Annotated in this window: 13 protein-coding genes, 1 tRNA gene and 1 pseudogene; 4 read left to right on the top strand and 11 right to left on the bottom strand. The window is 40.7% G+C overall.

What is annotated here, in order from left to right:
- Positions 1 to 170 precede the first annotated feature (170 nt).
- Positions 171 to 1442 carry a metal-dependent hydrolase family protein gene (locus AC0L4E_RS08205; RefSeq protein WP_473681574.1) on the bottom strand — a complete coding sequence of 424 codons (1272 nt, stop codon included), beginning with the start codon at positions 1440 to 1442 and terminating at the stop codon, positions 171 to 173.
- Positions 1443 to 1789: 347 nt separating this feature from the next.
- On the opposite strand from AC0L4E_RS08205, the gene AC0L4E_RS08200 reads away from it, so the two are divergent.
- Both AC0L4E_RS08200 and AC0L4E_RS08195 read left to right on the top strand, forming a co-directional pair.
- Positions 1790 to 3829: a S9 family peptidase gene (locus AC0L4E_RS08200; RefSeq protein ID WP_473681572.1), complete on the top strand. Its 2040-nt coding sequence runs from the start codon at positions 1790 to 1792 to the stop codon at positions 3827 to 3829.
- Between the two features lie 201 nt (positions 3830 to 4030).
- Positions 4031 to 4252, top strand: coding sequence for a hypothetical protein (locus tag AC0L4E_RS08195; protein ID WP_473678784.1), 222 nt, complete (start codon positions 4031 to 4033; stop codon positions 4250 to 4252).
- A 497-nt stretch (positions 4253 to 4749) separates the two neighbouring features.
- On the opposite strand, the gene AC0L4E_RS08190 is transcribed toward AC0L4E_RS08195, so the two are convergent.
- From AC0L4E_RS08190 to AC0L4E_RS08175, 4 genes are all read right to left on the bottom strand, one after another.
- Positions 4750 to 4837: transfer RNA gene (locus AC0L4E_RS08190), tRNA-Ser, on the bottom strand.
- Positions 4838 to 5105: 268 nt separating this feature from the next.
- Positions 5106 to 5738: a YchE family NAAT transporter gene (locus AC0L4E_RS08185; RefSeq protein ID WP_220754639.1), complete on the bottom strand. Its 633-nt coding sequence runs from the start codon at positions 5736 to 5738 to the stop codon at positions 5106 to 5108.
- Positions 5739 to 6380: 642 nt separating this feature from the next.
- On the bottom strand, positions 6381 to 8441 hold the full coding sequence (locus AC0L4E_RS08180; protein WP_473678783.1) for a dipeptidyl-peptidase 5: 2061 nt from the start codon (positions 8439 to 8441) through the stop codon (positions 6381 to 6383).
- A 324-nt stretch (positions 8442 to 8765) separates the two neighbouring features.
- Positions 8766 to 10304, bottom strand: coding sequence for a fumarate hydratase (locus tag AC0L4E_RS08175; protein WP_473678782.1), 1539 nt, complete (start codon positions 10302 to 10304; stop codon positions 8766 to 8768).
- A 182-nt stretch (positions 10305 to 10486) separates the two neighbouring features.
- Between AC0L4E_RS08175 and pabB the strand changes: the two genes are divergently transcribed.
- The gene (gene pabB, locus AC0L4E_RS08170; protein ID WP_473678781.1) at positions 10487 to 11992 is read left to right on the top strand and encodes an aminodeoxychorismate synthase component I; all 1506 of its coding nucleotides are present in this window, start codon (positions 10487 to 10489) and stop codon (positions 11990 to 11992) included.
- Positions 11993 to 12295: 303 nt separating this feature from the next.
- Here the strand turns inward: pabB and AC0L4E_RS08165 are convergent, their stop codons facing one another.
- Positions 12296 to 12850 (bottom strand): GNAT family N-acetyltransferase, encoded by a 555-nt coding sequence (locus AC0L4E_RS08165; RefSeq protein ID WP_473678780.1) that lies wholly within the window; start codon positions 12848 to 12850, stop codon positions 12296 to 12298.
- Between the two features lie 67 nt (positions 12851 to 12917).
- Positions 12918 to 13730, bottom strand: coding sequence for a DUF2971 domain-containing protein (locus AC0L4E_RS08160; RefSeq protein WP_473678779.1), 813 nt, complete (start codon positions 13728 to 13730; stop codon positions 12918 to 12920).
- A 505-nt stretch (positions 13731 to 14235) separates the two neighbouring features.
- Between AC0L4E_RS08160 and AC0L4E_RS08155 the strand changes: the two genes are divergently transcribed.
- On the top strand, positions 14236 to 14700 hold the full coding sequence (locus AC0L4E_RS08155; RefSeq protein ID WP_473678778.1) for a Fur family transcriptional regulator: 465 nt from the start codon (positions 14236 to 14238) through the stop codon (positions 14698 to 14700).
- Positions 14701 to 14877: 177 nt separating this feature from the next.
- Here the strand turns inward: AC0L4E_RS08155 and AC0L4E_RS08150 are convergent, their stop codons facing one another.
- The 4 genes and pseudogenes from AC0L4E_RS08150 to glgX form a co-directional block, all read right to left on the bottom strand.
- Positions 14878 to 16575, bottom strand: a complete 1698-nt coding sequence (locus AC0L4E_RS08150) for a glycogen synthase (RefSeq protein WP_473681570.1) — start codon at positions 16573 to 16575, stop codon at positions 14878 to 14880.
- A gap of 121 nt (positions 16576 to 16696) precedes the next feature.
- A complete protein-coding gene (gene glgC, locus AC0L4E_RS08145; RefSeq protein WP_473678777.1) occupies positions 16697 to 17959 on the bottom strand; it encodes a glucose-1-phosphate adenylyltransferase in 1263 nt (420 codons plus the stop codon).
- Positions 17960 to 18005: 46 nt separating this feature from the next.
- The gene (locus tag AC0L4E_RS08140; protein WP_473678776.1) at positions 18006 to 20612 is read right to left on the bottom strand and encodes a glycogen/starch/alpha-glucan phosphorylase; all 2607 of its coding nucleotides are present in this window, start codon (positions 20610 to 20612) and stop codon (positions 18006 to 18008) included.
- A gap of 309 nt (positions 20613 to 20921) precedes the next feature.
- Positions 20922 to 22948, bottom strand: a pseudogene (gene glgX / locus AC0L4E_RS08135) (glycogen debranching protein GlgX); the annotation flags it as partial.

The raw sequence follows: 22948 nt of genomic DNA, 5'->3' as shown, positions 1-22948 counted from the left end.
ATTGCACTTGGATAAAACAAATGCTTTGGTCAATCAAAGAATAACTTAACATGGTTTTTAGGCTACCTAGCCAAATCAAGGTCATTAAAAAAGGAGCCTAAGCTCCTTTTTTATCTCTATTTATGCAGGCTGTTTACCTAGATATTTTATTCTAGATACTGAGTTTCTGCTTACTGCTTATAAACTTTACCGCCCTTCATCACAAAGTCGACATCCAGCAACTCTTCGATATTGTTAAGTGGGCTACCATCAGTAGCAATAATGTCAGCATATTTACCAACTTCAATCGTGCCTAACTTATCAGACATATCAATTAAATCAGCAGCGTTAACTGTTGCCGATTTTAAAATATCACTATTGCTCATACCCGCTTGATGCATTAACACTGCTTCTTGTGCGTTTATACCGTGCTTAGATACACCTGTATCGGTTCCAAAAGCGATTTTGACTCCAGCTTTATAGGACTTTTCAAAGTTAGCTAGCATATCAGCGCCAACTCGAATGGCTTTAGCTTTAATCGGTTTAGACATAAAGTCAGAGGTTTCAGCCATATCAACCACTGTGGCTCCCGCTAACAATGTCGGCACTAAATAGGCGCCTGTTTGTTTGAACAGTTTTATGGTTTCATCATCGGTGTAACTGCCATGTTCAACGCTATCAACGCCTGCACGAAGCGCGGCATTGATCCCCGCAGTTGCATGGGCATGGCTAGCCACTTTACGCCCTAACCCATGGGCAGTTTCAACAATCTCTTTAAGCTCTAAATCTGTCATTTGTTGTCCAGTACCTGTATCGGTATCAGACAATACCCCGCCAGTTGAGGCGACTTTAATCGCATCAGCGCCGTACTTAATTGCTTGCCTTGTCATTTTGCGGCACTCGTATGGTCCATCACAAAGGGTTTTCGGTGATTTCATTGCTAACAAATCCGGCGCCATACCATCGGCATCTAAATGGCCACCAGTAATAGAGATACCAGCTGCAGCAATAATACGCGGCCCTTCAATCCAACCCTTTTCAACGCCATCACGTAAAGCATACATTTGCTCAGGCTCGCTCAATAAATCACGTACCGTTGTAAAACCCGACATCAGGGTGATTTTTGCGTAATGAACACTTTTCATTGCCACATCCGCATCGGATAGCTTTACCGTATCTTTTGTGTTATCTGGCCCTAACTCCATTTGTAAATGCACATGCATATCCATTAAACCCGGCATCACAAAGCTATCGGACAAATCAATTAACTTGGCATCTTTAGCAATGGTTTTAGCAGCAACGAAGCCTTTTTTAACTGCAATAATTTCACCATCTTTAATCACTACAGTTTGTTTAGTGAGTGGCGCTTTACCCGGAATAGTCAGTAATTCACCTGCGTGGATGACTTTAGTATCTGCCATTGCAGTGTTTGATAGCAGACTACTCAATACACTGGCCAGCATGATTGCACCTAAGCGAGTCCGTTTAGCTAATGGATATTTTAATTGACGAGTGGTTAGATTTGTAAAAGGGCTTAGAGTCATGATTTGGGTCTTATAGTTATGTATTTATCGGCTTAATATACCGTAAAAACCACCAATGTAAATCTTGATTCACATAACTTTATTGTTAATACATGTTATGTTAATTTATTCAATCCAATAAAAGTGACCCACTAATCAAACAATAAAGGGTTATCAAACCTTCACAAATCGCAAACGTTCTATTTTATAGTCAAGGAATACTCATGAACAAAGGCATTTATCTGGTGTTACTGTTGACGCCAATGGCAGCAGCCGTTAGCACTACAATGGCATTAGCCGACAACTCGTCAGCTACACAGTCAAGCAACGTATCAACCTCCTCTAGCGCCATCAACTCATTACAACTAGAAGATATTTTCACTCTTGAATATGCCTCTAACCTCGAAATAAATAACGATGGTGATGAAGTGTATTTTGTGCGTAATTTCATGGATATTCACAGTGATAAAAAGCTAGGTAATATTTGGAAAGTCGATAAGCAAAAACGTTTAACACCAGTAACTAATGGCTTACATGTTGATTTTTCACCAACTTTATCACCTGATAACAGCAAATTAGCTTATATATCGACAGCCAGTGGCTCACCACAAATACATATGAAGTGGCTAGAAACCGGTGATGTTGGCCAAATGAGTCATTTTAGTCAGTCACCTGGTAACCTAACTTGGTCACCTGATGGCAAAAGTATTGCGTTTACCAAGTTTGTTCCAAGTAAACCTAAATCTGTGGTGTCGCTTCCAGGCAAACCTCAAAATGCAGAATGGGCAAAACCAGCCGTCTTTATTGATGATATGTATTATCGATTTGATGGGGCTGGTTTCACTAAGCCAGGTAACAGCCATATCTTTGTCATGTCAGCAGATGGCGGCGCCGCGAGACAAATCACTCACGGACAATTTGATCATCGCAGTAATCTCAGTTGGTCAAAAGACGGCAAACAACTAATTTACGCAACGAACACCCGAGAAGATAAAGAGCTTGAATGGACAGATAGCAATATCTTCAGCATCAATGTTAAATCTCAGCAAGTCACTCAATTAACCGATCGCCTCGGACCAGATAATGCCCCTAATGTATCACCTAATGGTAAGTACATTGCCTACCTTGGTTACGATCAACATCATATGAACTACGAAAACACCATGCTATACGTCATGGACATTGATGGCAGTAATAAACGTGCGATAACAACAGACTTAGATCGCTCAATTAACAGCATTCAATGGGCTGACAACAGTAAAGCGGTTTATATGAGTTACCACGACAAAGGTGAAACCTATGTGGCATATCAACCACTCAGTGGCAAACGTAAAATCGTTGCTCAAAACCTTGGAGGCTTAGCATTTGGTCGTCCTTATACTGGTAGTGAATTTGATGTAGCTGAAAATGGCACTATTGCTTTTACATACTCAAACCCACAGCGCCCTGCTGACATTGCCATCAGCCGTAAAGGAAAGACTCAACAGTTAACTGATTTAAACAGTGATGCCCTTGATTACAAAACATTGGCAAATATTAAAGAAATTAATGTTAAGTCATCCTATGACGGTCGCAACATACAAGCCTGGGTAGCGTACCCACCGGGATATGAGGCAGATAAAAAAGCGGGTAAAACATTCCCACTGATTTTAGAAATTCACGGCGGCCCTGTTACTAATTATGGCCCTCACTTTTCGGCTGAAGTACAGCTAATGGCAGCAAGTGGTTATGTGGTGGTCTATGCTAACCCTCGTGGCAGCGACAGTTACGGTAAAGAGTTTGCTCAGACCATCCATAATAATTACCCAAGCCAAGATTATGATGACTTAATGTCCGTGGTTGATGGCGTGATTGCTCAGGATGCCATTAACGAAGATGCACTATTCGTTACTGGCGGCTCGGGTGGCGGCGTGTTAACCGCATGGATTGTAGGTCACACAGACAGGTTTAAAGCCGCAGTCGTGGCAAAGCCGGTTATTAACTGGTTTAGCTTCGTGTTAACCACTGACATCTACCCGTTTGTGGTTAAAAACTGGTTTGAGAAAATGCCTTGGGAAGATACTGAACACTACATGAAGTTATCGCCAATCAGCTATGTTGGTAATGTCACTACCCCAACTATGTTACTTACCGGCGAGGCGGACCAACGCACCCCAATCGCAGAAACTGAGCAATTTTACCAAGCGCTCAAACTGCGCAATATTGATACCGCTATGGTGAGGATACCTGATGCCCCACACGGTATTTACAAACGTCCAAGTAACTTGATGTCGAAAGTTGCTCATATCCTTTGGTGGTTTGATCAATATCAGCAGCCAAATGATTAACACACGTTAAAATACAAAAAGCCAGAGCATCGACTCTGGCTTTTTATTAGCAAGCTAAAATTAATTTATTCTCAATCGCTAACTTTTATACTCCCCGTTAGCATCCGTTCATGTTCTGCTCATATTCAACCCGCTAAAATGCAGTTATTGCTACTTATTAAGCCATGTTGTCAGTACATTTTATTTTGTATGGAGCTGAAAATGTTGAACTATAAAACCTTTTATCATCAAACAATCCAAAAGTTAAAAACGAGCTTGCCCTTATTTGTGCTAACAAGCCTTATTATTGTTAGCACAGGTTGCACTACGGTTGTTCGCACCCCACCAGCACACAAAGTAGTACATCATGCTCCCGTTAAAAAAGTCGTGGTTGTACAACCTGTTAAAAGAGCCAATGTGGTTGTAGTAAGAAAATACCGTTAAAATTTTTTTAACGGTTTTAAAAGCTTATAAGTAAAATTATATTCTGTATTTCTCAAGTATTAGTTGGCTAATACGCTTAGTTAATTGTTAAATAAAAAACACTGAGAGTGGTTTGTATTACTGCAAGCTTCTCTGAGTTCTGTTTATTCTATTGATTGCTATGTCTGTCATTTTCACTTGCAAGCATACTCTTTGCGCGATGATTAAGGCTTGAAATATTACTGGTTCCAGTTAATTCAAAATCACTGGGTATAACGTTAAGCACTCTTTAGTTTTTCGACACTTACACTCTCTCAAGTTCTACATCAAGATAACGATACTATACCTGTGTTAGCTTTCATTTCGTCAAAGTGAATAGCATTGACCTGATACGATATTCCGCCCATTAGTTATAGGCCTACCAGTTTGACTTTGATTGGTTTTTAACAGGAGATATTGAGGCGATATAAATTTTAGACATAAAAAAAGACGTCCTAAGACGTCTTAATTTAAGAATGTGGCGGTGACGGAGAGATTCGAACTCTCGAAGGGTTGCCCCTTACACACTTTCCAGGCGTGCTCCTTCAGCCACTCGGACACGTCACCATTTTCATGCTTGGCATTTTACGTGAGAGCAACACGGTTGACGATACTGAGTTCAATTAAGTATTGATATCAAGATGTTCGTGAACGGACGGTACTTTACGCAAATGCGCATTTGGGGTCAAGGGAAAATCCCCTATTCCAGTCCTATTGCGCATTTGCTGTCCAAAACCTTGAAATATAATGTCTGTCGTTGCAAATATAAAACGTGTGTAATGTTGCTAGGTCATTGTCCTCAGGCTAAAAACACAGGCTTATATTCGGACAAAAGCTACGCCATTAAGGTTGGAAATAAGCCTTTCAGCCCTGCTGCTATGACTTCAATACCAATTGATAGCATCAGTAGACCCATTAAACGGGTTATGACGTTAATACCCGTAGTACCTAGTACTTTAAAAATTACCGGCGCTAACCTAAATAGTCCCCAGCTCATTAATCCAAATACAATTACCGTGACTGACATGCCAATCATATCAATCATTGAGTCATGAGTAGAAGCATAAACAATCACTGAACTAATGGCACCAGGTCCTGCCATTAAAGGCAATGCAAGTGGCACGACAGCCACAGACTCCATACCGGAAGCTTCACGATCTTCTTCTTGGTTACGCTTTACTGGGCTTAATTTACCTTGCAACATCGACATAGCAATAATTGCAATCAAGCTACCACCTGCAATTCTAAATGCCGATAATGAAATGCTGAACATGTTGAGAATGTGCTGACCGATAAATATCGTCACCACTAAAATTACTACCACAGCAAAGTTCGCGACCTTACCTGTATGGTTACGCTCAACTTCAGTCTGGTGACTGGTTAAGCTAACAAATACAGGCAATAGTCCTACAGGGTTGATAATAGCCACTAAGCTTAGAAAAAACTTAACGTAAAGCATTAAATCCACAAGAAAACCCTCAAATTATATGTTTTGTGGTGCAAAAAATAATCGCGCAACTTTACTGATTTTTTGCTTTTTATCAAATGAGATTTTTTAAAACTTTGAGCCAGTTAATAATAAATCTAATCCATGATTCATTTTGTTTGTTCGGGTTAGATTAACTTATGAAAAAGCATGCTTCCCATCACATTTTATCGGCAAATGAATGTCTTAAAAAAACATTTAAATTTAATAAATGAAAGTTAATTTCATAAACTGCTCAAATTGAATATTTCTCAGCCCATATGTGGCAACATTTGTTATAATGCTGTCTCATTCTGAATATAAATTACTGTTTGTACTTTATTTAAGTAAAATAAAAACAGTTAATTGAGGTTTCCCATGGGTAAACGAAATAGAATTAGCCTTAAAAACGGCCAACGTAAAATTACAGGCTCTAGAAGAAGGTTAGCTTATTTTCTGTGGATAACAAAAACCGGCCATAAATGTCCGCCTACTGAGCTTAAACTTGCTGACGACAATAACTAATTGCGTTTAGCTTGCTAGACTAAAATCAATTCGTTTTTCAACAGTTATTAAAATCAGACATAAAAAAAGAGATGCTATCAAGCATCTCTTTTTTAACTTACCGCTAATCAGCGATTTCGATTACTTCTGCTCAGTCCAACGATCCATCCAACCTAGTACGTTTTTGTACCATTGCTGTAGGTTATCTTGGTTAAGGATCCAGTGATTTTCATCTGGGAACATTAACAGTTCAGATGGGATACCATTACGTTGCATGTAAGTGAATGCAGCTAAACCTTGACCATAAGGGACACGGTAATCTTTTTCACCGTGGATCACTAACATTGGCGTTTTCCAGTTTTCAACATAGTTTACTGGGTTAAACTTCTCATATAGCTCTTTGTTTTCAGTGTAAGTGCCACCAAACTCATATTCAGGGAACCAAAGTTCTTCTGTTACATGATACATAGAGCGCATGTCGAACAAACCAGCGTGGTTAACTAAACATTGGAAACCGTCACTCCAATTACCTTGGAACCAGTTCATCATGTAGCCACCGTACGAACCACCTAATGCACAAGCGTTTTCAGTATCTAACCACTTTTGTTGCTGACCGACTGCTGCTAAGCCTTTTTGTAAATCTTCTAAAGGCTTGCCGCCCCAATCTTTAGAGATTGAATCAGTAAATGCTTGACCGTAACCAGTAGAACCATGGAAATCGACCATTACGACACCATAACCAGCACCAGCCCAAAGCTGTGCATTCCAGCGACCACTAAATGAGTTGCCAAATGAACCTTGCGGGCCACCGTGAACTAAATATGCGACTGGGTACTTTTTACCAGACTCGTAGTTAGCAGGTTTAATCCAGTAACCATGTACAGTCTCGTTGTTCCAACCTTTGAAGTTAAACTGTTGGAATTCACCAAATTGAATTTCAGCTAGCTTTTCTTCATTGACGTTGGTTAAACGCGTGAGGTTCTCACCTTCTAAACTGATTGTGTATAAGTCACCTGGTTCAACAAGTGATTTATTACTGAAGATAATGCTTGAGTCAGTCACGGCAACTAAACTATTGCTACCGTCATTATAAATAGGACGTACATCGCCAAACTGGGTATTCACTTCAAAGATGCTAACTTGGCCAACATCTTGAGCTGTGACATATAAAGTACGGCCATCATCACTAAAAGTCAGTGAGTGTGGGCTGCGATCCCAAAGTGGAGCGACTTCTTTTTCAGCGCCAGTTACAGTGTCACGCAGCATAATGCGGTAACGATCTGCTTCAAAGCCAGGCTTACTCATTGCAAGGTAAGCTAATTGACGACCATCTTTAGAGTAAGTTGGCTGTGCATCCCAAGCTAAATTCTCTTCCGTTAAGTTTTCTGCATCGCCGCCAGTAACAGGGACTTTCCACAAATCGTAGTTCGTCGTCCAAGCTTGGTCTTTACTTGGCGCTTTTGCGCTATAAACGATGTGTTTGCCATCAGCGGTGAAAGTGACTTCTTCCATGCCAGAAAACGGTTTTGGCGGCGTTTCTGTATCTAAACCCAAAGTGACGTCAACCACTTCGGTGACTTGCTTGCCATTTAACTGACCAACAAATAAGTGATTACGAGCATGATCTTCCCAAGTATCCCAATGGCGAACCATCAATTGCTTGTATTCACGACCTGTGGTCTTTTTATTCTCTTCAGCTTCAATGCGATCCACTGTACACGCTAAGTCTTTACAGTCTGGGAAAACACGCATGTTCATGACAACTTGTTTGCCGTCATTAGAAATCTTATAGCCGTTCACATCTAACGGTAAGTCTGTTACTTGCAGTGCTTCACCACCAGACAAAGACAAGTTATACAGCTGGCTAGAGCCATTACGTGCTGCTAAAAAGTAAATTGATTTGTCATCAACGCTAAAATTAACGTCGTGCTCGGTACCTTTATGGGAGGTAATTTGAACTGGCTTTGCATTTTTGTTGCTTAAGTCCAGCAAGTATAAATCTGAACTGCTTTCGCCATCGGCATCTATATTTTTAACAGCATAAACTAATTGTTTGCCGTCATTAGAAACGGCTGCAGAATGTAGCTTATTTAAGTTAACCAATTGCTGAACATTAAAAGGGGTTTTAGTTGGCTCGGCTGCTTGAACTGACAGTGCCAGTCCTGCTGCACCAAGCGCGAGTAATAGCGATGATTTTTTCATGGGATGGAGTTCTCTTGTTATTTTTTGTTGTTAATAGCAATCACGCTACTTTTAAAATCTATCCTATTCTTCAAACCTCATCACACTTTGGTGCGATGCTGTTAGATATCAGTTATTCAACTGAAATGACTCTGTTTAAAAAATACTGCTAAGCACATTACCCAAACAAAAACGCTCAGGCAATAGAGCAGTTCAAAAAAATGAAGCATTCTATTTCTGAGCGTTATTTTTTAGTCACTTTGTGCGTTTTGAAGACGATTAAGCCAGCAAGTTTTAAATAACTTAACCCTCCCTTTACAAAGGAAGGGTTAAATAAAGCGACTATTAGCCTTTAGCATTAGCAATGTTCACTTTCCAAATTGCTGGGCCTGTTTCATGGGCATTAACACCTAGGGTATCGACAGCTACCGTTACTGGCATATCTTGTACATCAAACTCGTAAATCGCTTCCATACCCAAATCTTCGAATGCCACAACGCGTGACTTCTTAATTGCTTTAGATACAAGGTAAGCTGCACCGCCGACTGCCATTAAGTAAACCGCTTTGTGTTTCTTAATTGACTCAACCGTTTGTGGGCCGCGCTCAGATTTACCAATCATGCCCATTAAACCGGTTTTTTCGAGCATTAGATCAGTGAATTTGTCCATACGAGTCGCAGTTGTTGGGCCTGCTGGGCCGACAACTTCGCTGCCTACTGGATCAACTGGGCCAACGTAGTAAATAAACTTACCCGTAAAGTCGACGCCTTCAGGCAAACCTTCGCCAGATTCAATTAAGGTTTGAATACGCTTATGGGCAGCATCGCGGCCTGTTAACATTTTACCGTTAAGCAATAAGGTGTCGCCGCTTTTCCATGTTTCGATTTCAGCTTGTGTGACGTTATCAAGGTCAACACGATGAGTATTCTCACCTGCTTCACGAGTAATTTCAGGCCAATCAGACAATGATGGAGGTGATAAATCCGCTGGACCTGTGCCGTCTAGGTGAAAATGAACGTGACGAGTTGCAGCGCAGTTCGGGATCATAACTACAGGCTTTGACGCTGCATGAGTCGGAACAGATTTAACTTTAATATCAAGTACAGTAGTTAAACCACCTAAGCCTTGTGCACCAATACCCGTGCTATTAGCACGTTCAAAAATATCTAAACGTAGCTTTTCTTCCGTTGTTTCGGCGCCGCGCTCCATTAACTCATGAATATCGACAGGATCCATCAATGACTCTTTTGCCAATACTGCCGCTTTTTCAGCAGTGCCGCCAATACCTATACCTAGCATTCCTGGAGGACACCAGCCCGCGCCCATTGTTGGTAAGGTTTTTTCTACCCACGCTGCGATATCATCAGACGGATTTAACATGACCATTTTAGATTTGTTTTCTGATCCGCCGCCTTTAGCTGCGATCATCACTTCAATATGGTTACCTGGCACCATATCGATATGAACTACTGATGGTGTGTTATCACGGGTATTTTTACGCGTACCAGCAGGATCTGCCACAATTGACGCACGTAATGGATTATCTGGATTGGTATAAGCTTGACGAACACCTTCATCAACCATTTCCTGAACCGTCATGTCAGTTTTATCCCACTGAACTGCCATACCAATTTTAACGAAAGTGGTCACGATCCCAGTGTCCTGACATAAAGGACGTTTACCTTCAGCCGACATACGTGAATTAATCAGAATTTGTGCAATTGCATCTTTTGCAGCTGCACTTTCTTCGCGATCGTAGGCTTTAGCCATCGCATCGACGAAATCTTTCGGGTGGTAATAAGAGATATACTGCAAAGAGTCAGCAATACTTTCGATAAAATCAGCTTGTTTTATCACGACATTCGCAGAAGAATTTGTAGACATATAGGGGCGCTCCAGCAGCCTTTGCGGCATAACTTGTTTTATTTTTATATGAATGCAGTCTTATCGTTTATAAATAACGCTAAACTTTAAAAAGCATTCAATTAGCTATTAATCCTTTCAGGGACAATATGATACTCTTTCCAACCTTTTTGGGCTACATCACTTTTTAAATAGGCTATAAAATGCGTAACTTGGGTCATCAATCTCTTGCTGTTACTTCACTCAACTGGGATGTTGATACTCATAGCGTTTTTAGTGTTTTTTGTCAGCAACCTTGGGCAATGCTACTAGATTCAACTAATAGCGAACATCAAGATGCCAATGTCGACATTATTGTGTTCAATCCTATCGCAACGGTTGTCAGTGACAGTAATAACACCGATTACAGTTTCCATGGTGATAATGCAGACAGCAATAGCCATGATTTTGTACCCGATGCTTATTCATCAGTGTTTGAGCTACTACAACAACTTCAATCGCATTTATTTCCGGTAAAACACACATGTGAGTTGCCTTTTAGTGGCGGGCTTATCGGTAGCTTTAATTATGATTTAGGTAGAGTAATTGAAAATCTGCCTCAGCAAGCAATGAAAGATATTCAACTTGCGGATGTGAATGTTGGCTTTTACGATTTTGCCTTAATTTTTAATCATGCAGAACAGAGCTGGTTTGCAGTACATTATTTAGGTCAGCAAGCACTTGAGGCCGAACTAGAACACGTGGTTAACCTGTTAGCTGATAAAGGTATGATTAAATCAGGCACAGCGTCATTAAATGAGTTGAATACTATTGATGCCAATTTAAAAAATAGCCAACCAAATGATAAAATAACCAAGCAAACCGTCAATTTCAAATTAACCTCAGCTTGGCGAAATCAAACATCTAAAGCACAGTACAGCGCCCGATTTGAAAAAGTTCAGCACTATTTGCATCAAGGCGATTGCTATCAAATAAATTTAACACAAAGGTTTGACGCTGATTATCAAGGCTGTGAATGGCAGGCTTACTGCGCCCTTTCTGATGCTAACAAAGCGCCCTTTTCTGCATTCATTCGTTTAGAAAATCATTGTATTTTATCAATATCACCTGAGCGATTTATTCAGCTTAACGGCAGTAAAATATCAACTAAACCCATTAAAGGGACTCTGCCCCGTGGTAAGACACCTAAGCAAGATAAGCTTAATGCACAGCGTTTAAGAACCTCTGAAAAAGATTTAGCTGAAAATGTAATGATTGTAGATCTGCTTCGAAATGACATCAGTAAAGTGGCCACTGCAGGTTCTGTTAACGTACCTAAACTGTTCGATATTGAAAGTTTTCCAGCAGTGCATCACCTAGTGAGTACTGTTGAAGCCACAATGGCAGATCAATATGACGCAATCGACTTATTAAAAGCGGCGTTTCCTGGCGGCTCTATTACTGGCGCACCCAAAATCCGCGCCATGGAAATCATAGAAGAGTTAGAGCCTTCAAGACGATGCATTTATTGCGGCAGTATTGGTTATATCAGCCAAGATGGCCACATGGATACGAGTATCACCATCCGCACTCTAGTGACTGAGAATAACACGCTATATTGCTGGGCTGGCGGCGGCATTGTTGCTGACTCTAATGTTGATGCTGAATATCAAGAATCGTTTGATAAAGTGAGCAAAATCTTACCTGTACTTGAGCAAGTGAATCGCTAGCACGGCTTTAGCAAGTTAACAGCTGAACACCGCTCCTTCATTGCTAACAGATGAGAGCGGCATACTAGAGGGACAAACTCGATCAACAAAAGCTTAGGCATGACATCACCTCTTAAGCTTAGATTGCTCTTAAGTTTAGAGTGTCTGCTTTAACTTTGAATTTAACTTTGAATTTAACTTTGAATTTCACATAGTAAACCCTGTCATTCTTGGTGGGTATATCTAGGCATTTTAGTCTCCTCAAAGTGATGAGGAGGTGTCTACTAAACTGGGGGAAGAGCAAAGTTCCGCTTTAATGGCTTGTTATGTTTTCAGTGCGTCAGACCTCAACAAAGAGAAGACTTTGAGATCATGGTACGAACCTTTCCAAAATCCATGCTGTCTCAGTAAGCCGTCACATTTGAAATCTAGTTTTTCAAGCACCACTTCTGATGCTTTATTGCCAATCATGACGTAAGCCTCAATTTTATTAACGTATTTAGGGCATTTTTCTGAGAACGCAAATTCAATCACCTTTTTTACTGCTTCAGTAGCATAGCCTTTGCCCCATGAATCTCTATTGAATTCGTAACCGATTACAGCAACATGGTTGTTTTCCTTGAAACGATTAATGCCGCATCCACCAATAAACTTGCTCGTTGTTTTATCTCTTATTGCCCACCTCACCGACTTGTTTTCTTTAAATCCAGTTAAGTCAGCATTAATCAAGTCAATCGCTTCTTTCTCTGTAGCGAAAGACAGATCATAGAATTCAGTAACCTCAGGATCAGAAAACAACTCTAAAATCGGCTTTGAGTCATCATGTGATTGCTGATTTAGTAGTAGCCTTTCTGTTTCAATTGTTGGAAATATACTCATAGTATCCAGGAAATATAACGTCTAATTCAGCTGCGCCGTAGGCGTCTGCTGGAATTTCTTGTTAGCATTACATTACCACCTGAACTGTATGGTTTTTGAATTTTATCTCTTGAGTCGAAAACCCATGGTTTTTTGCAAATGCTTTAATTTTATTCTTGTCGTCGTCACTACATTCAACCCCAAAACAAACATATGCTAGTGCTTTACCAAAATTAAGCTTGAAAGGAGAATTACTATCATCCTGTACGTAGAAACGATATTCGTTTTCGTAAGACCAAACAGATTGCTTTTTGAAATAAAGGTCTTTAAAACGTGTATTAAGGAATTGTCTGGTATATTGGTTAACACCAAATTCGATAACTTTATCTAGTTCAAAGTAATAAGGCTCAAACCCTATATTTCTAAGCAGTTTTTCATCAATATATTGAACTGAATTACTAAATGCTGTGTGTTCGGTTGTTTGACTTTTAAACTCTTGTATTAGTCTCGACTTATCAAACATTAAACAGCATCCAGTATGCTTTTCACCATAAAAATGCCACATCGGCGAGTTCGCAAATCCACGTTTAATACAACCAAGATCAATATATCTATTTATTGGCGAAGTATGGTCGGTAAGAACGTCTTCAGTGAAACACGAGATTTTTGAAATTCTCTTACTCTCTTTACTTATTGCACTACTTATTTCATCCCACTCTTTTACTGATATTTTATTTACTCCAGGAACGTATGAAAGCTCCCAATCAGAAAACTCCTTAGGGTCGTTTACATTGCTCATTGGGCTGAGCCATATTTGACCACTTTCAAGCATGCTCAGTGCTTTCTCAACACTAGTGTAATGATGTAATAGAGTTCCTTGCTCTGTATGTCCTATCGACAAACTCATACTCCTACTTGAAGTGCTAACAGCTTATTAGCGAGAATTCCGATAAACACCCTTAGGCACTTTACCTAAACTTAATCACTATCAGCTTTATTTATTAATAATTTTAATAAGTTATCAGTAAGATTTCTGTGAAGCAATGACCATTTCGCGGCGATAACGAGAATGTAGATAATCGAGAATTCTTTTGGGTCGTTATGTAAACCTTCTCAAAAATAAAATTCCGATTTTTCAATAGTATAAGTGTATTCGTTTAGTGAAACCGAGAGCTTATTGCTTTTACATAACGAGAAGCAATTACTATATTTTAAGTATACCTGTTTATCTGCACAGTTATCTGTAACGCTAATGCTTGTTTATTTAATAGCAATCTTCACACATTCGATTGACAGGTTTATTTATTCAATCACTAATGACAGAACGCATTTCTGGTAAATTAATATTTACAATTCCAAGATGAGCGGAAATAATAACGGCCTTATTGATTTTCTTTTGAGTGAATATGTCTAACAGCAACAAAGTCGCAATCTTTTCTAAAGCTGAGCAGATATGCCAAGCCAATGGCGTTAAGTTTACTGCAAAAAGGCAAAACGTTTTTGGTGTGCTTTTAGACTCAACAATGCCTTTATCTGCTTATGATATTGTTGATAAATATCGTGAAACTTATCAAGAAACATTGGCTCCCATGTCAGTTTATCGCATGCTTGATGTCCTAATCGAGTTGTCGTTAGTACATAAACTATCATCAGAAAATAAATATCTCGCCTGCTCTCATATCACTTGCGATCATAAACACGAAATACCACAATTTTTGATTTGTAATAGTTGCGGCAAAGTAGCAGAAAAAGGCATTCAAAAAAGTGTGATTGAAGCGCTGAAGAACAGTATTGAGCAAGCTGAGTTTCAACTAATTAACTCGCAAATCGAATTACAATGCTTGTGTAAAGATTGCGCTAAAACAACTTAAGTTTAGGGATCAGCTTTAAAGACACACTTACTGAATACTAAGCTCTCTAAAGCGCGGTGAAAAACGCACTTTCTCTCACTATCCAAGCATAAAAAGCTCGCTTATCTCCCAATAAGCGAACTTTAATTTCACACTAACTAAAACTAAAACTAAAACTAAAAATTTAAATATATAGTTCTATTCACTATACAACTTTGTTAGATATTGTTTTGCCGCTTGATGCCAAGTAAATCTTACTTCACTGGCAGACTGCCTCATGGCTAAATACTCATCAGGGTTGTCATTGTGCAGTGATAAGGCATTGTTTAGCACTAACAAAAGTTGCTCTGATTGATGTTGTAAATTGTTACCCTCAAACAACCAGCCATTTTGCTTATCTGCAATGGTATCTCTAAGGCCGCCGACACCATGAGCAATACACACTTGGCCGTGCTTCATGGCTAATAACTGACTAATGCCACACGGCTCGAAGCTGCTGGGCATCATAAATACCTCACCACTTTGATACAAAGCAGTCGATAACCCGTCATCGTAACCATTGAGAAACACAAAGTTGTCGTTAATGGCGGCCACTTTTTGAAACTCAGCGGCTATTTGTTTATCGCCACTCCCCAAGAGGACAAACACTGCTTTGGGTTTAAGTCGCTTTAAGATATCTAGTAAAGCCTGCAAGGTAGAGCCAGAACCAGAATTAGCACCAGCATGAGGTTGGCGCAGTAATAAAACTTTTTGATCGGTTAAGCGCCCTACTGATGTCATTAAAAAGTCACAGGCTGTGCTTGGCTTTAACTGTTTAGCCATTAATATTTGTAAGCGACTTAACGCAATTTGATCGACACTCTTTACCCATTCTGATTTACCGAGCCATTTAATGACTGCTTGCTGGGCATCTTCAAAAACTTGGTTAATTTGTTTGCTCGTTACAGGCTTTATTTCTTTTATCTGCTCAGCTTTAGTGTTTTTCTGGCTGTTTAATTGTTCATACACACAGCCATTGAGAATACCGACAATATCGCCACGATGGTGTTTATCTTGCAGCGACCCTTCTAATCCCTCGCCGCCAAAAAATCCGTTTTGGTGATCGGATGGCATTAATACTTCATTGGCATAAGTGGGCGAAACTAAGTGGACTTTATCACTAAGCTCAATACCCATTTTCATTGGATTAACACAATGCGGATAGCGAGGATCGCATATTTGGGCTTTTTGCTCTTGAGTCAACAATCGAGATAATTCAGGAAACCATGCTGTAAATGACGACACGTCATCTCGAATGGGCCGAATACCCTGCAGTGCCAAATTATGAATGGAAAACACACAAGGAATATCTTTAAGGGCAGCATATTCAGGTGCGAAAGCGCGCAGCATAACTAACATACCAGCGTGCCAGTCATGCATATGTAAAGTATCAACGGGTGTTATCACGCCATCAACATATGCCTGTGCGACCGCTAAGTTAAACAAAGCAAACTTGCTGGCATCTTCTGCGAAAGGTCGATCTGCACTTCCTTCGGTATACACTTGATTATCATGGCTATTAAATAAATGATGGTCGAATAAATAAACTGAGCTGGTTAACTCAATACTTTTAGCTTCCGAACTGTTAGCTTGCAAGCTTTTATCTTGCGAGTCATTAGCGCTTAAATATGGCGCAGGCATTTTGTAGACATCGATTGATTCGAGGTTGGCGCCAAACTTAACTTCTACTTTGGCAATGAACTCTGCATTATTGTCTTTGGCGATAAAACCATAATTAGGCATGGCGACATCTACACAAACATCAACTTTGGAAAGCGCAGGTGGTAAGTCCCGAATTACGTCTGCCATGCCGCCAACTTTAGCGCCTTTTATTGCGTCGTTTTCTGCTGCGATCATCAACACTTTTTTCACGTTGCTTGTTACCTTTTCAATATTAAATTTGGAACTCATTACTTGATAGCGATATCTAAACAAACAAGCGGCTAGTTAAGTTCAATAACCGCTCGTTGAGTTAGATTTACTCGTAACCTACTGGCAGTCCGAGCATTTTACGGGTCACTAAAGTAATACCCTTTTCAGAGACTCTGAAACCTCGGGCTAAATCCTGTTCTCGGCTATAACCAATTTCCATGCCTTCAGGAATAACACAGCCACGATCGATAATCGCATTTTGAATTTTGCAGTTTTTAAGCACCACCACATCAGGAAGCAGCACTGAGTCTTTTACAAACGAGTACGAACACACCCGCACTTCATCAAATAACACGCTGCGTTTAACTTTGGCACCAGAGATAATACAGCCACCAGAGACTATCGAATCCACCGCCATGCCGCGGCGATCGTCATCATCAAAAACAAATTTAGCCGGCGGTAATTGTTCTTGATAAGTCCAAATTGGCCATTTAGCGTCATAAAGATTTAAAGCTGGTGTTGGTGATAACAGTTCCATATTGGCCTGAAAAAATGAATCTAAGGTGCCCACATCACGCCAATAAGCAGGTTCATCAGGGACGGCACTGGTAAATGGGAAAGCGAACACATTGGCATGTTCAATAATCGATGGAATGATATCTTTGCCAAAGTCTCTGTCAGAGTTTGCGTTGTCAGCGTCTTTACGCAGTTGCTCGAACAAAAACTTAGTGTTGAACACATAGTTGCCCATTGAAGCTAAGCAAAACTCTTCATTACCCGGAATCGATTTAGGCAGTTCAGGTTTTTCTTCAAAGCCAATAACCCTTTTGTCTTCGTTAACTTCCATCACCCCAAATGCCCCTGCAGCTTCAGGAATTGGGGTTTCTAAGCAGCACACTGTCATGTCAGCGCCAGATTCCGCATGCGCGGCTAACAATCCAGCGTAGTCCATGCGATACACGTGATCGCCTGATAAAATCATCACGTACTTAGGGATTTCATGACGAATAATATCGATATTTTGAAATACCGCATCGGCGGTTCCTTCGTACCAATTACCCGATGTTTGCTGGGATGCTGGTAAGATTTCAACCGACTCACCAAGTTCTTTTTTAAAATGTCCCCAACCACGACTGACATGGCGAATTAATGAGTGAGATTTGTATTGCGTCACAACACCTACTCGGCGAATGCCTGAGTTAATGCAGTTCGATAACGGGAAATCGATAATGCGGAATTTACCCCCGAAATACAGCGCTGGTTTGGCACGCCAATCGGTTAGCTCGTGTAAACGAGAACCTCGTCCACCAGCTAAAATAAGTGCATAGGTATCACGGGTAAGATTACTAATATAACGAACATTCGACATAGATATTAACTCCTAACTTTACGACTTTAGCTACTGCAATCGATAACTACTTGGCTAACCAAATTTCGTCACGGTATGCACTAATAGTGTTGTCACTTGAAAAACGTCCGCTTGCGGCAGTATTTCGGATACTCATTTGCGTCCAATGTTGCTGGTCAGCATAGGCTTGTGACACCTTGTCTTGGGCGACTTTATAAGCTTCAAAATCTGCGGCGATCATCCATTGATCAAAAGGATCTTCGATAGCATGAATAATGCTGTCGAATATTCCCGGTTCCACTAGGTTGAAATGACCACTCTTAAGCATTACTAAAACTTGATTAAGTGCGGTCGACTGTTGAATAAACTGTTGAGGGTTATAGTTAGTTTTAAGCTGGCTGACTTGCTCAGCATTGAGGCCAAATAAGAAGAAATTGTCTTCACCTACTTCTTCAAGCATTTCGATGTTGGCGCCATCGAGTGTGCCGATAGTCATTGCACCATTCATCATGAACTTCATGTTGCCAGTGCCTGACGCCTCTTTACCCGCTGTTGAAATTTGTTCAGACAAATCAGTGCCCGGACAGATCTTTTCCATGGCACTGACGTTGTAATTAGGCAAGAAAGCGAAGCGAAGGTATGGCGTGACAACAGGATCTGAGTTGACCATGTGAGCCACATTGTTAGCCAATTTAATGATCTGTTTTGCCATCGCATAACCCGGGGCTGCTTTACCACCGATGAGTACACAACGAGGTTGTAAACCTTCAGTGTCACCAGCGACAATGCGTTGATACAGGTGTATCACATGCATGATATTTAATAATTGGCGTTTATATTCATGTATGCGTTTAACTTGCACATCGAACATCATTTCTGGATCGAACGCCACGTCACACTCTTCTAATACCAGTTTGGCTAAATCGGCTTTATTGTCGTATTTAACTTGCTGCCATTGCTTCATAAACGCTTTGTCGTCGGTAAAGGCATTTAATGCGGTTAGCTGAGTTAAATCCGTTACCCATTTATCGCCCAAACGGCGATTTAATAACTCTGCTAAACGCGGGTTACAGTGGGCAAGCCAACGTCTTGGGGTCACACCATTAGTTTTGTTATTAAACTTTTGCGGCCAAAGTTGGTAAAAGTCTTTGAACAAACCTTTTTTCAATAACTCGGTGTGCAGACCTGCGACTCCATTAACCGAAAAGCTGGCGACGATGGCCAAATATGCCATACGAATATGTGGCTCAGGGCCTTCTTCAATAATCGACATACCTGCTAATTTGTCATTATCTCCCGGCCAATGATGGGCAACATCTTCTAAGTATCGAGCGTTGATTTCGTAAATGATTTCTAAAATACGCGGCAACATGTTACCCAACATACGTACAGGCCAGCGCTCTAACGCTTCAGGTAATAAAGTATGGTTAGTGTAGGCAACGCTTTTTGAGGTAATGTCCCATGCTTCATCCCAACCTAAGCCATAACTATCCATTAATAAGCGCATCATTTCAGGTACGGCGATACTAGGATGGGTATCGTTTAATTGCATGACGTTTAGTTCACTGAAACGGCTAAAGTCCAGTCCAAATTCGCTAACATATCGCTGTAAAATGTCTTGTAGACTGGCAGATGATAAGAAGTACTGTTGTCTTAACCTTAACTCCTTACCGTTTTCACTGGCATCATTGGGGTATAGCACCATGGTAATTTGTTCAGCTAGATTTTTACGAGCTACCGCTTCGGTATAATCGCCGTCATTAAACTCTGCTAAATCAAAGTCCTCTGTGGCTTCAGCTTTCCATAAACGTAGGGTATTAATACGGCCATTTCTAAAGCCTGGTACCGGCATATCATGAGGTACGGCTTTGACATCTTGGGTGTCTGTCCAAACATAATGACGATGACCTTGCGGGTCGACATAGGATTCAGTGTGTCCGAAAAATGGCACTGTGATAGCGTGGTTTGCCATACGTACTTCCCACGGATTCCCTTCACGTAGCCAGCGATCAGGTTGCTCGACTTGATAGCCATCAACCAGTTTTTGTTTAAACATGCCGTATTCATAACGAATACCGTAACCCACAACTGATAAATCAAGACTTGCGCAACTGTCTAAAAAGCACGCTGCTAATCGGCCTAAACCACCATTACCTAAACCGGCATCTAACTCTGCTTCTTGCAGTGTTTCTAGTTGTGCAGAATATTCAGTTAATGCCTTATTGGTTTCTTCAGTTAAGTCTAAACTCAGTAATGCATTACCAAGGGTTCGACCCATTAAAAACTCTAACGAAAGATAAGCTACTTGCTTTTGCTGGTATTTATTATCTTTTACTCTTGTTTCTCGCCATTGGGGCAATAACTGAGATTTAACGGTCGATGCTAATGCGCTGTACATGTTATTTACGGCAAGTTCATCACGACATAATGCGCTATGAAACTGACGCTCAAAGGTTGCAGCCAAAGTGTCACAAGGGTCGCAATCATTGGTTTTAGCTTTTACGCTTGCTGTTTTAGTTTTCGCAGCAGGCTCTGTTTTAGCTCGTGATGCTGACTTTTTTACTTTAACTGCGCTGTCTATAGCAGCATTATTATTAGTGGCACTATCAGCAACATTAGCAGCGTTATTGTTGGCTACATCACTGGCTGCAGTTTTTCCTTTGGTGACTGGCATCGATAAACTCCTCTATTAAACCTGTTTAATTTCAATTCTTTGCTTATATTAAAAACGTGAATAAAACTTAAAATCTTGAATAATATTTAAACTAACCATTAGCTAATGTCGTTTTTAGTTCTAGTGCTCATCATTAGGTTTATTGCATGCGTGAAATAGCATCAGGCTTCTACCAAGTAAGGTCAGCTGATGACTACAGGCGTAACTGGGTTCAATGGTTTCATTATTAAGCTCATCATCTAATGCGGTAATCGCTACTTTCACTTTGCTTTGTGCAAGTAAACTTTCAATATCTGCATTATCGAGTTGTTGGGTGTTAATCAGTGGCTGCCATTGGTTGAATCCATCAATGACAGGTAAAACAAATTGTTGTGACTGCTCGTCGGCATTGAGTAACAGCAATAACGCTTGGGGGTGTTGATAAGGCGGTAAAGTTTCGCACGTCAGCACGACTGCCAATGTTCGCGCTTCAAATTCACTCCACTGTCGTTTAGCCATAGGCTCACCATGACGGCTATACCAAATAAAGCCATTGTCATATTGATCTTCAGGCTGGTGAATAAACTCACTGTGACATAAGGCTGGGAATCGCTTACGTAACTTAATCAACTCCGTGGTAAATTCCACCAGCGGCCAATCAATATTTTGCCAATCAATCCAACAAATACGGTTATCTTGGCAGTAGGCATTATTGTTACCTTGCTGACTGTGACCCATTTCATCGCCGCTTAATATCATTGGCACACCTTGGGACAACATTAAGGTGGTTAATAGATTTCGCTGTTGGCGAGAACGGATTTTAAGGATTTCACTATTATCTGTTTGACCTTCTGCGCCGTAGTTACAGCTGAGATTTTCATGGTGACCGTCTCGGTTATCTTCGCCATTAGCAAGGTTATGACGCTGCTCGAAACTCACCACATCATTCAAGGTAAAACCGTCGTGGCTGGTAATGAAATTGATACTGGCTGAAGGACTCCGTCCATGATGCTCAAAAAAATCACCTGAGCCGTGAAAACGGCGAGCAAACTCCGGTAGCATGCCATTATCACCACGCCAAAATCGGCGCATGGTGTCACGGTAACGGTCATTCCATTCACTAAATGCAATGGGATAATTACCCAATTGATATCCACCTGGGCCTATATCCCAAGGCTCTACAATGAGTTTCACCTGACACAAAACAGGATCTTGAGAAAGTGCATCAAAAAAGCCACAGCCGGGATCAAAACCATACGTCTCGCGCCCAAGGCAGCTAGCTAAATCGAACCTAAAGCCATCGACTCCCATCACCTCGACCCAATATCGAAGTGAGTCCATGATTAATTGCAGCACTTGTGGGTGATTAGAGTTAAAGGTATTACCGCAGCCGGTATCATTGATGTATAAGCGTTGTTCATTGGACACTAAACGGTAATAACTGGCGTTATCGATACCGCGAAAACTTAATGTAGGCCCGAGTCGATTACCTTCTGCCGTATGGTTATAAACCACATCCAAAATGACTTCGATATTGGCGTCATGAAATGCATCCACCATCTCCCTGAATTCAGTGATGGTGTCACCACTTAAATAACTTGGGTTAGGCGCGAAAAAGCCAATGCTGTTATAGCCCCAGTAATTACTCAGCTGTTTTTCAACTAAAAAGGGTTCATTAAAAAAGCTTTGGATCGGTAGTAACTCAATACAGTTAACTCCAAGTTGGGTTAAGTACTGAATGGAACTCTTTGAGGCTAAACCTGCAAAAGTGCCTTTAATATCATCATCTACCTCATGGTTTAACACGCTAAAACCTTTAACATGGGTTTCGTAAATGATGCTTTGCTCAAGGGGGATATTGAGGCGTTTGATTGGCTTTTGTTTTAAAGCGCGATCGTCAATGACCACACATTTAGGCATGTACTGAGCGTTATCAATTTCACAGAAGGACAAATCAGAATCAGCACTGGATAACTCATAGCCATAATTGGCATCGTTCGGCTCGAGTTCACCCAGTAATTGCTTGGCATAAGGGTCAAGTAACAACTTATTATGGTTAAAACGATGACCAAGTAATGGCTCGTAAGGGCCATAAACTCGATAGCCGTATAACTGCCCAGCGCTAATTCCTTTAAGATAACCATGCCAAATTTGTCTGGTTTTTGGGTTAAACAAATTTGTTGCTCGTTTAAGCCAAACTCATTAAAAAGGCATAACACCACTTTGGTGGCATTAGCAGAAAACAAGGCAAAATTAACCCCGTTGTCTTCAACTGTTGAGCCTAGCGGATAAGGCTTGCCTGCAAGTGAAACAACATTATCAGTGAATTTATTTGATTGAACATGCTCGATAGACAT

The sequence above is a fragment of the Shewanella sp. GJ50-10 genome (assembly GCF_055808815.1).
This window is presented reverse-complemented; position numbering and strand designations above follow the sequence as displayed.

Coding starts and splice junctions, on each gene's coding strand:
- AC0L4E_RS08150 (WP_473681570.1), bottom strand. CDS start 16,575: ATGATCGCAGCAGAAAACGACGCAATAAAAGGCGCTAAAGTTGGCGGC.
- AC0L4E_RS08180 (WP_473678783.1), bottom strand. CDS start 8,441: ATGAAAAAATCATCGCTATTACTCGCGCTTGGTGCAGCAGGACTGGCA.
- glgC (WP_473678777.1), bottom strand. CDS start 17,959: ATGTCGAATGTTCGTTATATTAGTAATCTTACCCGTGATACCTATGCA.
- AC0L4E_RS08195 (WP_473678784.1), top strand. CDS start 4,031: ATGTTGAACTATAAAACCTTTTATCATCAAACAATCCAAAAGTTAAAA.
- pabB (WP_473678781.1), top strand. CDS start 10,487: ATGCGTAACTTGGGTCATCAATCTCTTGCTGTTACTTCACTCAACTGG.
- AC0L4E_RS08205 (WP_473681574.1), bottom strand. CDS start 1,442: ATGCTGGCCAGTGTATTGAGTAGTCTGCTATCAAACACTGCAATGGCA.
- AC0L4E_RS08155 (WP_473678778.1), top strand. CDS start 14,236: ATGTCTAACAGCAACAAAGTCGCAATCTTTTCTAAAGCTGAGCAGATA.
- AC0L4E_RS08175 (WP_473678782.1), bottom strand. CDS start 10,304: ATGTCTACAAATTCTTCTGCGAATGTCGTGATAAAACAAGCTGATTTT.
- AC0L4E_RS08200 (WP_473681572.1), top strand. CDS start 1,790: ATGGCATTAGCCGACAACTCGTCAGCTACACAGTCAAGCAACGTATCA.
- AC0L4E_RS08140 (WP_473678776.1), bottom strand. CDS start 20,612: ATGCCAGTCACCAAAGGAAAAACTGCAGCCAGTGATGTAGCCAACAAT.
- AC0L4E_RS08165 (WP_473678780.1), bottom strand. CDS start 12,850: ATGAGTATATTTCCAACAATTGAAACAGAAAGGCTACTACTAAATCAG.